Annotated in this window: 15 protein-coding genes and 2 tRNA genes; 8 read left to right on the top strand and 9 right to left on the bottom strand. The window is 68.6% G+C overall.

Translation table 11 applies throughout. The annotated features are described in order from the left end of the window. Positions 1-328: 328 nt before the first annotated feature. A tRNA-Pro gene (locus tag FZN60_RS10605) sits at positions 329-405 on the top strand. A gap of 52 nt (positions 406-457) precedes the next feature. Then, positions 458-763: an ETC complex I subunit gene (locus FZN60_RS10600; RefSeq protein ID WP_158873457.1), complete on the top strand. Its 306-nt coding sequence runs from the start codon at positions 458-460 to the stop codon at positions 761-763. A 15-nt stretch (positions 764-778) separates the two neighbouring features. Here FZN60_RS10600 and FZN60_RS10595 read toward each other — a convergent pair whose 3' ends face one another. Continuing rightward, entirely contained in the window at positions 779-1,240 is a 462-nt protein-coding gene (locus tag FZN60_RS10595; RefSeq protein WP_158873456.1) for a DUF192 domain-containing protein, read from the bottom strand. A 20-nt stretch (positions 1,241-1,260) separates the two neighbouring features. Then, positions 1,261-1,839, bottom strand: a complete 579-nt coding sequence (locus FZN60_RS10590; protein WP_158873455.1) for a cold-shock protein — start codon at positions 1,837-1,839, stop codon at positions 1,261-1,263. A gap of 294 nt (positions 1,840-2,133) precedes the next feature. On the opposite strand from FZN60_RS10590, the gene FZN60_RS10585 reads away from it, so the two are divergent. Further along, positions 2,134-2,574 (top strand): VOC family protein, encoded by a 441-nt coding sequence (locus FZN60_RS10585; RefSeq protein ID WP_158873528.1) that lies wholly within the window; start codon positions 2,134-2,136, stop codon positions 2,572-2,574. A gap of 20 nt (positions 2,575-2,594) precedes the next feature. Here FZN60_RS10585 and FZN60_RS10580 read toward each other — a convergent pair whose 3' ends face one another. After that, positions 2,595-2,744, bottom strand: coding sequence for a hypothetical protein (locus FZN60_RS10580; RefSeq protein WP_158873454.1), 150 nt, complete (start codon positions 2,742-2,744; stop codon positions 2,595-2,597). Between the two features lie 45 nt (positions 2,745-2,789). Between FZN60_RS10580 and FZN60_RS10575 the strand changes: the two genes are divergently transcribed. Both FZN60_RS10575 and FZN60_RS10570 read left to right on the top strand, forming a co-directional pair. Beyond that, entirely contained in the window at positions 2,790-3,842 is a 1,053-nt protein-coding gene (locus FZN60_RS10575; protein ID WP_158873453.1) for a YcbK family protein, read from the top strand. Between the two features lie 124 nt (positions 3,843-3,966). After that, a tRNA-Glu gene (locus FZN60_RS10570) sits at positions 3,967-4,041 on the top strand. 26 nt (positions 4,042-4,067) lie between these two features. On the opposite strand, the gene FZN60_RS10565 is transcribed toward FZN60_RS10570, so the two are convergent. The 6 genes from FZN60_RS10565 to FZN60_RS10540 form a co-directional block, all read right to left on the bottom strand. Continuing rightward, complete coding sequence (locus FZN60_RS10565; protein ID WP_158873452.1) at positions 4,068-4,271, bottom strand: hypothetical protein; 204 nt, start codon at positions 4,269-4,271, stop codon at positions 4,068-4,070. Between the two features lie 147 nt (positions 4,272-4,418). Next, entirely contained in the window at positions 4,419-6,146 is a 1,728-nt protein-coding gene (recJ, locus tag FZN60_RS10560; RefSeq protein ID WP_246726700.1) for a single-stranded-DNA-specific exonuclease RecJ, read from the bottom strand. A gap of 83 nt (positions 6,147-6,229) precedes the next feature. Further along, positions 6,230-7,216 carry a class II fructose-bisphosphatase gene (gene glpX / locus FZN60_RS10555; RefSeq protein WP_158873451.1) on the bottom strand — a complete coding sequence of 329 codons (987 nt, stop codon included), beginning with the start codon at positions 7,214-7,216 and terminating at the stop codon, positions 6,230-6,232. Between the two features lie 82 nt (positions 7,217-7,298). Next, the gene (locus tag FZN60_RS10550) at positions 7,299-8,612 is read right to left on the bottom strand and encodes a homoserine dehydrogenase (protein ID WP_158873450.1); all 1,314 of its coding nucleotides are present in this window, start codon (positions 8,610-8,612) and stop codon (positions 7,299-7,301) included. 37 nt (positions 8,613-8,649) lie between these two features. Continuing rightward, complete coding sequence (locus FZN60_RS10545) at positions 8,650-9,870, bottom strand: LL-diaminopimelate aminotransferase (protein WP_158873449.1); 1,221 nt, start codon at positions 9,868-9,870, stop codon at positions 8,650-8,652. A gap of 84 nt (positions 9,871-9,954) precedes the next feature. Next, positions 9,955-10,365 (bottom strand): hypothetical protein, encoded by a 411-nt coding sequence (locus FZN60_RS10540; RefSeq protein WP_158873448.1) that lies wholly within the window; start codon positions 10,363-10,365, stop codon positions 9,955-9,957. A gap of 198 nt (positions 10,366-10,563) precedes the next feature. Between FZN60_RS10540 and phaC the strand changes: the two genes are divergently transcribed. The 3 genes from phaC (at position 10,564) to radC (ending at position 14,136) form a co-directional block, all read left to right on the top strand. After that, positions 10,564-12,399 (top strand): class I poly(R)-hydroxyalkanoic acid synthase, encoded by a 1,836-nt coding sequence (gene phaC, locus FZN60_RS10535; RefSeq protein WP_158873447.1) that lies wholly within the window; start codon positions 10,564-10,566, stop codon positions 12,397-12,399. 140 nt (positions 12,400-12,539) lie between these two features. Next, positions 12,540-13,397, top strand: coding sequence for a type I methionyl aminopeptidase (gene map / locus FZN60_RS10530; RefSeq protein WP_158873446.1), 858 nt, complete (start codon positions 12,540-12,542; stop codon positions 13,395-13,397). A gap of 22 nt (positions 13,398-13,419) precedes the next feature. Next, positions 13,420-14,136 carry a RadC family protein gene (gene radC / locus FZN60_RS10525; protein WP_158873445.1) on the top strand — a complete coding sequence of 239 codons (717 nt, stop codon included), beginning with the start codon at positions 13,420-13,422 and terminating at the stop codon, positions 14,134-14,136. The last annotated feature ends 86 nt before the right edge of the window (positions 14,137-14,222 follow it).

Here is a 14,222-nt window from a genome sequence, read left to right as displayed (position 1 = left end):
AGCGCTTCGGAAGTTGAAGATAGGGCCACACCCTTATCCATTCGGGGTTGCGCGAAGCTATCACATAGCAAATATGTGTTGCGTATTATAAATCCATATTACTATCTTGAAGCAATGCCTGACCGACCTGCTTGAAGTACTTCCGACGCTGTCTGAGAACCGTCGTGAGGCATCAACGGCTGCGATCCTGCCGGGAGCGCCGAGGAGCTCGCTTCGCCGCCGGCGGGAGGCGGACGGGTCATCCCCGGTTCAGCTTCGCCCGAGCCTCCGCCTTGACTTCGACCCTGGCGCGCTGCACATCGACGGTGTCGGGTCGAACCGAGCCTCACGGAGCGTAGCGCAGCCTGGTAGCGCATCTGGTTTGGGACCAGAGGGTCGCAGGTTCGAATCCTGCCGCTCCGACCATCGCCCGAGGCCGCGGCGATCCGCCAAAGACGCTTGAAGCCCGGATCGCGCCATGGTTGCCAGAATCTACCGCCCCACCCGCACCGCCATGCAATCGGGCAAGGCGAAGACGCGGGAATGGCTGCTCGAATACGAGCCGGCCGAGCGCAAGCAGGTGGAGCCCCTGATGGGCTACACCTCGTCGGGAGACATGTTCCAGCAGGTTCGGCTGAGCTTCGAGAACAAGGAGCAGGCGATCGCCTATGCCGAGCGCAACGGCATCGCCTACCGGATCGAAGAGCCGCTCGAGACCAAGCGCGTGCGCGTCTCCTATTCCGACAACTTCCGCTACGACCGCCGCCAGCCCTGGACTCACTGAAGGCGGCGAAACACCTCAGTTGGCGGCCGGAATGATCGGGTGGGCGAGCCTGTCGCCTGCCTTCACGCCGTAGCGCGCGGCCGCGCCCCCGTTGATCTCCAGCACGTAGCGTACGGGGCCGCCCGAGGGGATGGTCGCGAGCGACAAGGGCTGCGCGTTTGTCGACACCCGCGTCACCTTGCCCGTCTCGTCGATGAACAGCATGTCGAGCGGGATGAGGGTGTTCTTCATCCACATCGTCACGTCGCGGTTCTCGTCGAAATCGAACAGCATGCCGTGATCCTCCGGCATGGAGGGGCGGTTCATCAGCCCGGTCGCGCGGGTCTCCGGCGTGTCCGCGACCTCGACCGCGATCTCGTGCTTGCCGGTGTCGGTGGTGAGGACGGCGGTGGACAGGCTGTTGGCCGCGTAGGCGAAATAGCCGGCGACGAGGCAGACTGCGCCGGCCAGGCCGAGGGTCAGGATCTTCCGGGACATCGGATCTCGTCTTTCGCCTGTCAGTGCGCCGCCGGTCCGGCGGGGCCGCTGCCGGGATGCACCTCGGCGGCCATCAGGCCCTTGCCGCTGGTTCCGAAGCGGACGAGCACGTCCTGCCCCGGTCGCAACTCCGTCATGCCGTAGCGGCGGAGCGTTTCCATGTGGACGAAGATGTCGCTCGTGCCCTCGCCCTGCGTCAGGAAGCCGTAGCCCTTCGTGCGGTTGAACCACTTCACCGTGGCCGGAACGAGATCGCTCGACGGCACGACATTGGCGTGGGTCCGGCTCGGGGGAAGCTGGGAGGGATGGGTCGCGCTCGACATGTCCATGGACAGGACGCGAAACGCTTGGCGTCCGCGCTCGCCCTCCTGAACCTCGCAGACGAGCCGCGCGCCCTCCAAGGCCGTCGCGAAGCCGTCGCGCCGCAGGCAGGTCACGTGCAGGAGGATGTCGGGTCCCTGGTCGTCCGGCACGATGAAGCCGAATCCCTTGGCGACATCGAACCATTTGATGTGCCCCGACACGACATCCAGATCGACCTCGTCGACAACGGAAGCTCGCGCATCGCGGCCGAGTGGGGCAGAGGTTCTCTCCGACATTCGGGAGTCCCGCTCGTCTGGTGAATCGTGCCCCTGAGCTTAGCATCAGGGGATGGAGTCCAGGCAAGGCCGCGGAGCACGAATCGCTAAAATTTGCGTATCGAAGGAACGGATCGCGCGGCGGTTCGTCGCGCCCGACAGCTCGGGTGGGATGGCCCGACGGATAATGAACAACCGGACGGCGATCGGTTCTCCTCGAATCCACCGGCTCAGAAGGACCTCGGCACGGCCCTCCTTTTTTCGCGCGCGCTGCCGCCCTATCCTGACCGGCCGCGGCAACGAAAAGGATTCGGGATGCGCTACCTCCACACCATGGTCCGGGTCACCGACCTTGACCAGTCGCTCGACTTCTACTGCAACAAGCTCGGGCTGGTCGAAACCCGCCGCGTCGAGAACGAGAAGGGGCGCTATACCCTGGTGTTCCTGGCCGCATCCGAGGACGCCGAGACTGCCCGCCAGACCAAGGCTCCGCTGATGGAGCTGACCTACAACTGGGACCCCGAGACCTATACGGGAGGCCGCAACTTCGGCCATCTCGCCTTCGAGGTCGAGGACATCTACGAGACCTGCGCCAAGCTGATGGAAGCCGGCGTCGTCATCAACCGTCCGCCGCGCGACGGATACATGGCTTTCGTGAAGTCACCCGACAATATCTCGTTCGAGTTGCTGCAGCGCGGCGAAGCCAAGCAACCGGCTGAACCGTGGAAATCCATGTCCAATACAGGCACTTGGTAGACAACCAACTTGACGACCCGTCATCCTGCCGCCTTAATCGGCCGGTAACGGGCTTTTGAATGGGCGAGGTTCGTCCGCACGCCGGCGTGATGATCGCCGGCGAACCGGGAGGGGATGCCCGGCCAACGAACCTCGACCGCGTCCAGCCGGGCCGACTTGTCGGCTCGCATGGCGTGCTCGGGCAAGGCCCGGCGCGGAGAGGGATTGGGGACCGAATGATCGACCGTGGATTGATCCGCCGCGCGCGCGACGGCCGGGCATGGCTGCTCGGGGTCGCCCTCGTCGTGGCGCCCATGGCGAGCGGTTGCGTGTCCGCCGTGGACGATTCCTCGGCCTTCGGCTTCAACAGCGGCGCGACGGAGAAACCGGCATCGGCCCTGGCTGATGCCGCCGCGGGCGGCGACGCACCGTCGATTCCTTCCGACGTGTCCGCCGGCGCAGACGCAGCCGCCACGGAGCAGATCGCGGCGGCCGCGCGCGGTGCGGACGCCGCCGAGGTCGCTGCCTCCGCGACTGCATCCGCTTCCAATCCCAAGCCTTCGGCGCAGTCGCCGTTCCTCGCCAACACGGCGTCGATCGCCGCCTATTCCGGCGGAACCGTCCGGGGCAACGGCGACGAGGCCGCTCGCAGCGGCAACAACGGCACCCGGTTCGGCTCGCTCTTCGCCAGCGCCGAGCCACGCACGCCTCTTCCCAACGCCGATCGCACGCGCAGCCGCCGCGTCATCCTCGAGCGCGAAGGCGCGCCGACCGAGGTCGGCGGCGGGGGTGACAACGCCCTTCCCGGCGTCGACGCGTCCTCGCTCTTCGAGATCGGCCAGCGCGCCTCGCTCGACGACGAGGAGGTCATGGAAGACACAGGAGCCGGCGACGGCTCCTACGAGGTGGCGTCTCTGTCGGGTCTCGCCCGCCTCGCGCCCAACGGCCTCCTCGTCCAGCGCGAGGACATCGTGACCCAGTGCTTCGAGCCCAAGCTCGTCGGCATGCTGCGGGCCATCGAGCGCAAGTTCGGCAAGCGCGTGGTGGTCACCTCCGGTTACCGCAACCCCGCGCACAATCGCCGCGTCAACGGCGCCCGCCATTCCCAACACATGGCCTGCAAGGCGGCGGACATCGTCGTGCCCGGCGTCGATCGATTCGAGCTCGCGAACTTCGCACGCACCCTGCCCGGTCGCGGCGGCGTCGGCACCTACTGTCACACGGCTGCCGTGCACGTCGACGTCGGACGCCAGCGGGACTGGAACTGGGGCTGCCGCCGCCGCGGCTAAGCCTCTGACAGATCCGGGTTTTCAGGCCCGGTCCTCGTCGTTCCGGATGCGGGACGTTTTCCCCACCGCAGACGCGACTTTGCGGTTGCGGTTCGCCGCGAAGACCCCTATACCCCCCTCAGACGCGCCCATCGTCTATCGGTCAGGACGCCACCCTTTCACGGTGGAGAGAGGGGTTCGATTCCCCTTGGGCGTGCCATCTTCCCTATTATTGCGAGACGATCGTCAGTCGGCATTCTGACGGTATGCCGCCATGACAGCCGGCAGGATCGCCTGGGCGAACTTCTGCGGCAGGGTCTCGGCGATGGTCAGCGCGGTCGACGGCTGAACGGCCGCCGGCGGCGGAATCGCGGGAGCCGCTCTCGGCGCCGGCGGGGTGGGCGTCAGCGGAACCCAGAGAAAACGCCAGGCTTCGAGTGCCGGATCCACGGCCTCTCTGGTCGAGACCGCCTGCAAGATAGGCGACGTCACGGAACGGCTCCGCTCTAGTGGTGGCCGAGTTGTAGGCTCGCCACCTCAGCGTTCCGTTCAGGAATTCCAAAGGATTTTAGGGGTCTGCCGGATTCCGATGCCGGCTCAGGCGTTGGCGACGTCGACGATCCGGAAGCGGACCTCGCGCCGGCCCTGCCACGTGTCGATCGACAGAGCGCCGGCAACGTGGATCGGTCGATCGCGATCCTTCAGGAGGCGCTCGCCGATCGGCGTCTCGGCCGCGCGGAAGGCGATCGCCTGGACGGTCGAGCCGTCCTGCGCGCGCAGCGTGGCGCGCACGTGGCCTCCGTTGATCGCGGCCGAGGAGCCGATGCGATGGCTCGCCAGAGCGAAGAGCGGCGCGGGATGGCCGGCTCCGAACGGACCCGCCTTCTCGATCGTGTGGACGAGATCGGCGTTGAGCCCGGCCGCGGACAGCGCCCCGTCGATGCGCAGGACCTCGCCCGAAACGAGCGCCGACACCGTCTCGCCGCCGCGTTCTTCGAGAAAGGCGCGCAGATCCGCCAGCCGGTCCCGCCGGACGGTGAGGCCCGCCGCCATGGCGTGGCCACCGCCCTTTTCCAGGATGCCGGCCTCCACGGCGCCGCGGATCGCACGGCCCATGTCGAAGCCGTCGATGGAGCGCGCCGAACCCGTTCCCTTACCGAGCCCGTCAACCGCCACGGCGACGGCCGGGCGGCGATGCCGCTCCTTCAGCCGCGCCGCGATCAGGCCGACGATGCCGGGATGGTAGTGCTCGCTCGCGGTCAGGATCACGGCGGGCGGCGCCTTGCTGGCGAGGTCCGCCTCGACCTCCGCCTCGGCGCGGGCCAGCATGGCGCGCTCCATGGCCTGACGCTCGGCGTTCAGGCCGTCGAGCCGCTCGGCGATGGAAAAGGCTTCGATCGGATCGTCGAGCGCCAGCAGCCGCGATCCGAGATCGGCCTCGCCGATCCGCCCGCCCGCATTGATGCGCGGGCCGAGGATGAAGCCGAGGTGATAGGCATCGAAGGCGCCGTGGAGGCGCGCGGCGCGCGCCAGCGCGGCGATGCCGGCATTGCCCGCCTCCCCCATCGTTTGAAGGCCGCGCACGAGGAAGGCGCGGTTCAGACCGACGAGCGGGACGACGTCGCAGACGGTCGCCAGCGATACGAGGTCGAGGAGCCGCATCAGGTCGGGAAGCGAAGCGGCGTCGCGCCCGCGTCGGCGCAGCTCGCGCTGGGTCGCGACGAGCGTCATGAAGACGATCCCCGCCGCGCAGAGATGGCCAAGGCCCGAGGCGTCGTCGCGCCGGTTCGGATTGACGATGGCGTTCGCCTCGGGCAGCGCGTCCACCGTCTGGTGATGGTCGAGGACCAGGATGTCGGCGCCCCGGCCGCGCGCTGCGGCAACCGACTCGAAACTGGTCGTGCCGCAGTCCACCGTGACGATCAGCGTTGCGCCGTCCTCCACGAGCTCGATCATCGCGGGCACGTTGGGCCCGTAGCCCTCCGAGATCCGGTCCGGAATGCGCACCGCGGCCTCCAGCCCGAAGTGGCGGAGGTAGCGCTTCAGCATGGCGGAGGAAGCCGCCCCGTCGACGTCGTAGTCGCCGAAGACCGCGACGCGCTCGCGGCGCTCGATGGCGTCGGCCAGCCGGGACGCCGCGGCGTCCATGTCGGTTAGGCGCGAGGGATTGGGCAGGAGGTCGCGGATCGTCGGCTTCAGGAAGCCTGCCGCCCCCGGCGCATCGACGCCGCGCGCGGCCAGAAGCTGCGCGACGACGCTCGGCAGGCCGAGCGCCTGCGCGATGCGCGTCGCCTCCCCCTCGGCGCGAAGATCGAGCGAAGACACCCATCGGCGACCGCTGAGCGAGCGCTCGACGCCCAGGAACGGGCGCTGCAGCGCCGCGGGCCGCCGGTTCGATCCCGTCGGCGTCAGAGGCCGAACCGCGACGCGTCGCGGAAGCGGGCGCGCACCTCGCGCACGGTCTTGGAGCGCGAGCGCATGAGCAGCGTGTGCGTCTCGATATGGGTCGCGTGGAAGCGAACGCCGTCGAGGAGGTTGCCGTCGGTCACGCCGGTCGCGGCGAAGATGACGTCGCCGGAGGCCATCTCCTCCGCCGCGTAGATGCGCGCGGGATCGGTGATGCCCATCTTGGCGGCGCGGGCGCGCTTCTCCGGCGTGTTGAGCTGGAGGCGCCCCTGCATCTGGCCGCCGGTGCAGCGCAGCGCCGCGGCCGCGAGGACGCCCTCCGGAGCGCCGCCGATGCCCATGTAGATGTCGATGCCCGTCTCGGCCGGATCGGTCGTGTGGATGACGCCGGCAACGTCACCGTCGCCGATCAACCGGATGGCGGCGCCGGTCGCGCGCACCGCCTCGATGAGTTGGGCATGGCGCGGCCGGTCGAGGATGCAGGCGGTGATCTGGCTGACGGCGACGCCCTTGGCCTCGGCGAGCGCGTGGAGATTGGCGTCCGGGGTGCGCTCCAGCGACACGATGCCGGCGGGATAGCCGGGGCCGACCGCGATCTTCTCCATGTAGACGTCGGGGGCGTTGAGCAGGCTGCCGCGCTGGGCGACGGCGATCACGGCCAGCGAGTTCGGCAAGTTCTTGGCGCAGACCGTGGTGCCTTCGAGCGGATCGAGCGCGATGTCGACCGCCGGCCCGCCGGTTCCGACCGTTTCGCCGATGAACAGCATCGGCGCCTCGTCGCGCTCGCCCTCGCCGATGACGATGGTCCCGTCGATCGCCAGGGCGTTCAGCTCGGAGCGCATGGCGTCGACGGCGGCCTGATCGGCCGCCTTCTCGTCGCCGCGCCCGCGCAGCATCGCCGCCGCGATGGCGGCGCGCTCCGTCACGCGCGCGATCTCCAGCGTCAACAGCCGGTCGAGCTGGGCGAAGCTGGCCTCGGCGGTGCTCATGAAAGCCTGTCCTTTCGCGAAGGGTCGCGAGACTTATGACCGGCGGCGGCGAAAAGGCAACGCCGCCATCCATTCGTGTCGATCAGTCGCGAGACAGATCCTCGATGCGGATCATGTGCGGCTCGCCCTTGAGGTGCCCGTCCTTGGAAACAAGGTCGAGCGCCTTGCGCACGGCGGCTTCCGTGGTCTCGTGGGTGATGAGCACGACCGGCGCCACGTCGCTCTCCGCGCCGTCCGAATCACGGCGGCGCTGGACGATCGATTCGAGCGAGATCTGGTTCTCCGCCATGCGCCGCGCGATCGAGGCGAAGGCGCCGACGCGGTCGAGCACCGACAGGCGGATGTAGTAGCCGCCCTCGTGCGCGCGCATCCGCGCCCGCTTGTAGGGCGTCAGATTCGCTGGCGCGACGCCGAGCGTCGGCGTGACGGAGCCGATCGCGAGGTCCATGACGTCGGAGAGCACCGCCGAGGCCGTCGCGTTGCCGCCCGCGCCGGGGCCGGCGAGCAGGATCGAGCCGAGAAGGTCCGAATCGATCGCCACCGCGTTGGTGACACCGTCGACCTGCGCGAGCGCAGACTTCGTCGGGATCATGGTCGGGTGGACGCGCTGCTCGATGCCCGTATCGGTGCGCTGCGCCACCGCCAGGAGCTTGATGCGGTAGCCGAGCTCGGCCGCCGCCTCGATGTCCTCGATGGCGACGTTGGAGATGCCCTCGATGAAGATCGAATCGAGGTCGATCTCGCAGCCGAAGGCGAGCGAGGTCAGGATCGCCAGCTTGTGCGCGGCGTCGAAGCCGCCGACGTCGAAGGTCGGGTCCGCTTCGGCATAGCCGAGCCGCTGCGCCTCGGCGAGGCACTCGGCGAAGGTCAGGCCTTCCTTCTCCATCCGCGTCAGGATGTAGTTGCAGGTGCCGTTGAGGATGCCGTAGACGCGCGCCACCTCGTTGCCGGCCAGCGCCTCGCGCATGGTCTTGATGACCGGGATACCTCCGGCCACCGCCGCCTCGAAGAGGATCGTCGAGTTCTTCTTGGCCGCGAGCTTGGCGAGCTGGACGCCGTGATGGGCGAGCAGCGCCTTGTTGGCGGTGATCACCGGGATCCCGCGGTTCAGCGCCGCCTTCACCGATTCGAGCGCCGCCCCTTCCGAGCCGCCGACGAGCTCGACATAGGCGTCGATCTCCGCGTGGCTCGCCAGCGAGACCGGATCGTCGTGCCAGGCCATACCCTCGGTCGAGAAACCGCGCTCGCGCATCCTGTCGCGCGCCGAAACGGCGACGATCTCGATGCGCCGTTGGGCGCGCTTCTCCAGCGCGTCGCGCTTGGCTTCGACGAGGCGCGCGAGCGCCCCGCCGACGGTTCCGAGGCCGGCGATGCCGAGCCGCAAGGGAGTGGCCATGTCTTCTCGCGAAAGAATCGTGTCGAGGGACGCGCCCTCAGCGGCGACCGCCGAGAGCCACGACCTTCTGCCCGTCTTCCCGTTCGCTGGCAAGGAAGCGCTTGATGTTGCGCGCGGCCTGCCGGATGCGGTGCTCGTTCTCGACGAGGGCGATGCGCACGTAGTCGTCGCCGTATTCGCCGAAGCCGATGCCCGGTGCGACCGCCACTTCCGCCTTCTCGATCAGGAGCTTGGAGAACTCCAGGCTGCCGAGATGGCGATAGCGCTCGGGGATCTGCGCCCAGGCGAACATGGTGGACGAGGGCGGCGGCACCTCGAAGCCGGCGCGCCCGAAGGCGTCGACGAGAACGTTGCGGCGGTGGCGATAGACCGAGCGCACCTCCTCGATCGCCTCGTCGCCGGCGTTCAGCGCCGCCGTCGCGGCGACCTGGATCGGCGTGAAGGCGCCGTAGTCGAGATAGGACTTCACGCGGGCGAGCGCCGCGATCAGCCGCTCGTTGCCGACCGCGAAGCCGACCCGCCAGCCGGGCATCGAGAAGGTCTTCGACATGGAGGTGAACTCCACGGCCACGTCCATCGCGCCCGGCACCTGGAGCACGGAGGGCGGCGGGGCGCCGTCGAAGAAGATCTCGGAATAAGCGAGGTCCGAGAGGATGATGATCTCGTTCTCGCGCGCGAACTTCACCACCTCGGCGTAGAAGTCGAGGTCGGCCTCGTAGGCGGTCGGGTTCGAGGGATAGTTCAGGATGATCGCGATGGGCTTCGGGATCGAGTGGCGCACCGCCCGGTCGATCGCCCGCAGGAAGTCCTCGTCGGGCTTGGCGGGAATCGAGCGGATCGTGCCGCCGGTCATCAGGAAGCCGAAGGCGTGAATCGGATAGGTCGGGTTCGGGCAGAGCACGACGTCGCCCGGCGCGGTGATGGCCTGCGCCATGTTGGCGAAGCCTTCCTTCGAGCCGAGGGTGGCGACGACCTGCGTGTCCGGGTTCAGCTTCACGCCGAAGCGGCGGGCATAATAGGCGGCCTGGGCGCGGCGAAGCCCGGCGATGCCCTTGGAGGCGGAGTAGCGGTGCGTGCGCGGATCGCGGATCGCCTCGCAGAGCTTGTCCACGACGAAGCTCGGGGTCGGCAGGTCCGGATTGCCCATGCCGAGGTCGACGATGTCGACGCCCTTGGCTCTGGCCGCGGCCTTCTTCTTGTTGACCTCCTCGAACACGTAGGGAGGCAGGCGGCGGACCTTGTGAAATTCTTCCGTCATCGAATCAGACCTCGGGACGCTCAGATGGCGCCCGCTTCAATGCCCGCAGTCAGGGGCTCGTTGTCTCGCTAAGGCTCTGCGCAGTCAGTTCGCCGGCGTGCGGGGCGCCCCTGCCTGAGCGGCCCCGGTGCCGGACAGAGCTCGGTCCATGGCGAGGCGCTGCTGCTGGCGCACGGCGGCCGCGTTGCGGATCGCGGCGTCGTAGCGCGCCCGCTGGCTGCCGCTCGTGTTGCCGACGGAGCGGCGCGACAGGCGCGCGGTCTCGTTGGCGACCGTCGCGTTGTCGAGCTGCGGTGCGGCGGCCGTGGGATAGGCGCCGAGCAGGGGAAAGCCGTTCTCGTCGAGCCGCTGCGCCGAGGCCGGACGCGCCAGCCGCGCGTTGTAGCTCGCGAGCGCCTGATTCGGCTCTTCGCCGGGAAAGCCCTGGCAGCCGCCTAGGACGAGCGACGAGGCGCCGGCGAGAACAAGCAGGATGGGCGTGGCGCGCTGGGCCATTCGGTCCGCTCCGGTTCGGGGTCGTGCTGTCTACGCCTCGAGGACGGTCCGAACCTTGGGGTTCGGATTTCTCGTCCGGGTAGTTGTCGGCACGCCTCGTCAATGCGATCGATCAGCGCCATTATAGCATGATCCCGTCCGATAACAGCCGCAAGGCGGACCGGACGCGGAACGGGCGTTGGGATCGGGAGGACTGACATGGCCGCTGCGGACGGAACGGGCGATGCTCGCGGGTCGGAACCGGGTCCCGACGCCTATGTCGTGAAGGATCCGGAAGCCTTCGCGCTCAACATGGCCAAGATGATCGAGCACATGGGCAAGGCCGCCTCGGCCTGGGTCGAGCCGCGCGAGCGGGGCGAGCACGTCGACCCCTCGCCGCTCTCCGCGGTGGAAGTCGCCCAGACGCTCGCCAAGGTCACCGAATACTGGATCAGCGATCCGAGCCGGGTCCTCGAGGCCCAGACGGCGCTGTTTTCCGGCTACCTCAACGTGTGGAACAACTCGATCCGACGTCTCGCGGGCGAAGCGCCCGTGGATCCGATGGAGCCGGCCCGCGGCGACAAGCGCTTCGCCGACAAGGACTGGAACGAGAACCTCTTCTTCGACACGCTGAAGCAGGTCTACGTTCTGACGACCCGATGGGCCGACGACCTCGTCGCGCGCGCCGACGGGCTCGACCCGCACACGCGGCACAAGGCCGCCTTCTACGTCAAGCAGATCGGCAACGCCCTCGCCCCCTCCAATTTCGTCGCGACCAATCCCGAGCTCTACCGCGAAACGGTCGCCGCCAACGGGCAGAACCTCGTGCGCGGCATGAAGATGCTGGCCGAGGACATCGCGGCGGGGCGCGGCACGCTGAAGCTGCGCCAGTCGGATGCGAGCCGCTTCGAGGTCGGCCGCGACATGGCGGTGACGCCGGGCAAGGTGATCGCGCAGAACGACGTCTGCCAGATCATCCAATACACGCCGACCACCGAGACGGTGCTCAAGCGCCCGCTCCTCATCGTGCCGCCCTGGATCAACAAGTTCTACATCCTCGACCTCAACCCGCAGAAGAGCTTCATCCGCTGGGCCGTCGGCGAGGGTCACACGGTGTTCGTCGTGTCCTGGGTCAATCCGGATCAGCGGCAGGCGAAGCTCGGCTGGGGCGACTACATCCGCGACGGCATCGCCTTCGGCCTCGACACGGTGGAGCGCTCCACGGGCGAGCGCGAGGCGAACCTCATCGGCTACTGCGTCGGCGGCACGCTGCTGGCCGCCAGCCTGTCCTATCTCAAGGAGCGCGGCGACGAGCGCATCCGCTCCTGCACCTTCCTGACGACGCAGATCGACTTCACCCATGCGGGCGACCTGAAGGTCTTCGTCGACGAGGCGCAGCTCGCCCTTCTCGACAGGGTCATGGAGGCCAAGGGCTACCTCGACGGCACGCAGATGTCGGCCGCCTTCAACCTCCTGCGCTCGGGCGAGCTGATCTGGCCCTACTTCGTCAACAACTACCTGAAGGGCAAGGAGCCACTGCCCTTCGACCTCCTGTACTGGAACGCCGACGCGACGCGCATGCCGAAGACGAACCACATGTTCTATCTTCGCAACTGCTACCTGGAGAACCGGCTGTCGCGCGGGATCATGGAGATCGACGGCCAGCGCATCGACCTGTCCAAGGTGACGATCCCGATCTACAATCTCGCGACCAAGGAAGATCACATCGCTCCGCCGCGCAGCGTCTACGAGGGCAGCCTCGCTCTCGGCGCGCCGGTCACCTTCGTTCTCACCGGCTCCGGCCACATCGCCGGCGTCGTGAACCCGCCGGACAAGAAGAAGTACCAGTTCTGGACCGGCCCGGCCCCCGACGCCGAGGCGCCCTACGAGGACTGGCTGCTCCGGGCGGAGGAAACGGCGGGCTCCTGGTGGCCGCACTGGCACGCCTGGGTGGCGGCCCAGTCGGGCGAGCAGGTGCCCTCGCGCGAGCCCGGCGGCGGCCGGCTCAACGCCATCGAGGAAGCGCCGGGGTCCTACGTGCGCCGCAAGTCCTGAAGCCGGAGGCCGAGCCGCCCCGCACTTGAAGCGCGGGCGGTTCGATGCGACATCACGGGCAAGCTTTTGAACGAGCGCTTGCGGTCGAGTGTGTCCGGCACCCTCGATCCCCTCGCCGAGACCGGACGATCGCCGCCGCCATGACGACCTACGTCGACGCCACCGACGCCCCGACGCGCAACACCGGTGCCATCCGCCTCTACGACGAGGCCGGCTTCGAAGCGATGCGCCGCGCCTGCCAGCTGACGGCGCGCTGCCTCGACAGCCTGGCCGAGATCGTGAAGCCCGGCATCACCACCCGCGCCATCGACGACCACGTCGTCGCCTTCGCCAAGGCGCACGACACCGTGTCGGCGACGCTGAACTATCGCGGCTACCCGGCGAGCGTCTGCACCTCGATCAACCACGTCGTGTGCCACGGCATGCCGAACGACAAGCCCCTGCGCGAAGGCGACATCGTCAACATCGACGTCACCTTCATCGTCGACGGCTGGCACGGCGATTCCTCGCGCATGTATCCCGTCGGCCAGATCAAGCGCGCCGCCGAGCGGCTGTGCGAGGTCACCTACCAGTCGCTGCTGCTCGGCATCCGGGCCGTGAAGCCGGGCGGCCACGTCGGCGACATCGGCGCGGCGATCCAGGACTATGCCGAAGGCGAGCGCTGCTCCGTGGTGCGCGACTTCTGCGGCCACGGCGTCGGCCGCCTCTTCCACGACGCGCCGAACATCCTTCACTACGGCCGGCGCGGCGAAGGACCGGAGCTGAAGCCCGGCATGATCTTCACCATCGAGCCGATGATCAATCTCGGCCGCCCGCACGTGAAGGTGCTGAACGACGGCTGGACGGCGGTCACGCGCGACCGCTCGCTCTCGGCGCAGTACGAGCACACGGTCGGCGTCACCGAAACCGGCGTGGAAGTCTTCACCTTCTCGCCGGGCGGCCTCGACACGCCGGGCATCGTGATCGACCCGGCCTTTCTCGCCGGCGCGGCCGCCTGACGCGCTGCGAGTCGCGGCCCGCATGAGCGAGCGGCCTCCTCCCGGCCTCGACGAAGCCTTCGCCGCCGACGATCACGTCAGCGGTCACCGCGAACGCCTGCGCGAGCGCTTCCGCCAGGCCGGCGCGGTGGCCCTGGCCGATTACGAGCTTCTCGAGCTTCACCTGTTCCGCTCGATCCCGCGGCGCGACGTGAAGCCGATCGCCAAGGCGCTCATCGCGCGCTTCGGCTCGCTCGCCGAGGTGCTGAACGCGCCGCCCGAGCGCCTCGCCGAGGTGGCCGGCGTCAAGGATGCCGTGGCGCTGGACCTCGCCGTGACGGCGGCGCTGAACCAGCGCGCGATGCGCGCCGCGGTGCGCAAGCGCGAGGTGCTCTCGTCCTGGGCGGCGGTGATGGACTACATCCGCGCCGCCATGGCCTACGAGCCGCGCGAGCAGTTCCGCATCCTCTTCCTCGACAAGAAGAACGCCCTGATCGCCGACGAGGTGCAGCAGACCGGCACCGTCGACCACACGCCGGTCTATCCCCGCGAGGTGGTCCGTCGCGCGCTGGAGCTTTCGGCGACGGCCGTGGTTCTCGTCCACAACCATCCCTCCGGCGACCCGACTCCCTCGCGCGCCGATATCGAGATGCCCCGCCTCGTCGCGGAATCGGCCAAGCCGCTCGGCATCACCGTCCACGACCACATCATCATCGGCCGCGACGGGCACGCGAGCCTGAAGGGCCTGAAGCTCTTCTGAGCGTTCCGGACCAGGCGCTGCTTCCCCTCGCCCGCTTGCGGGAGAGGCTGGCGCGAAGCGCCGGGTGAGGGTGTCGGCCGCGCAAG

Origin of the sequence: Antarcticirhabdus aurantiaca (genome assembly GCF_009765365.1) — a bacterium.
GTDB classification, from domain to species: Bacteria; Pseudomonadota; Alphaproteobacteria; order Rhizobiales; family Rhizobiaceae; genus Antarcticirhabdus; species Antarcticirhabdus aurantiaca.
Note: the sequence above shows the minus strand (reverse complement) of the source record. Positions and strands in the feature narration are given on the sequence as shown.

Coding starts and splice junctions, on each gene's coding strand:
- FZN60_RS10590 (WP_158873455.1), bottom strand. CDS start 1,839: ATGTCGGAGAGAACCTCTGCCCCACTCGGCCGCGATGCGCGAGCTTCC.
- FZN60_RS10595 (WP_158873456.1), bottom strand. CDS start 1,240: ATGTCCCGGAAGATCCTGACCCTCGGCCTGGCCGGCGCAGTCTGCCTC.
- FZN60_RS10600 (WP_158873457.1), top strand. CDS start 458: ATGGTTGCCAGAATCTACCGCCCCACCCGCACCGCCATGCAATCGGGC.
- FZN60_RS10540 (WP_158873448.1), bottom strand. CDS start 10,365: ATGGCCCAGCGCGCCACGCCCATCCTGCTTGTTCTCGCCGGCGCCTCG.
- FZN60_RS10585 (WP_158873528.1), top strand. CDS start 2,134: ATGCGCTACCTCCACACCATGGTCCGGGTCACCGACCTTGACCAGTCG.
- FZN60_RS10575 (WP_158873453.1), top strand. CDS start 2,790: ATGATCGACCGTGGATTGATCCGCCGCGCGCGCGACGGCCGGGCATGG.
- map (WP_158873446.1), top strand. CDS start 12,540: ATGACGACCTACGTCGACGCCACCGACGCCCCGACGCGCAACACCGGT.
- FZN60_RS10580 (WP_158873454.1), bottom strand. CDS start 2,744: ATGCGAGCCGACAAGTCGGCCCGGCTGGACGCGGTCGAGGTTCGTTGG.
- phaC (WP_158873447.1), top strand. CDS start 10,564: ATGGCCGCTGCGGACGGAACGGGCGATGCTCGCGGGTCGGAACCGGGT.
- radC (WP_158873445.1), top strand. CDS start 13,420: ATGAGCGAGCGGCCTCCTCCCGGCCTCGACGAAGCCTTCGCCGCCGAC.
- FZN60_RS10550 (WP_158873450.1), bottom strand. CDS start 8,612: ATGGCCACTCCCTTGCGGCTCGGCATCGCCGGCCTCGGAACCGTCGGC.
- FZN60_RS10545 (WP_158873449.1), bottom strand. CDS start 9,870: ATGACGGAAGAATTTCACAAGGTCCGCCGCCTGCCTCCCTACGTGTTC.
- glpX (WP_158873451.1), bottom strand. CDS start 7,216: ATGAGCACCGCCGAGGCCAGCTTCGCCCAGCTCGACCGGCTGTTGACG.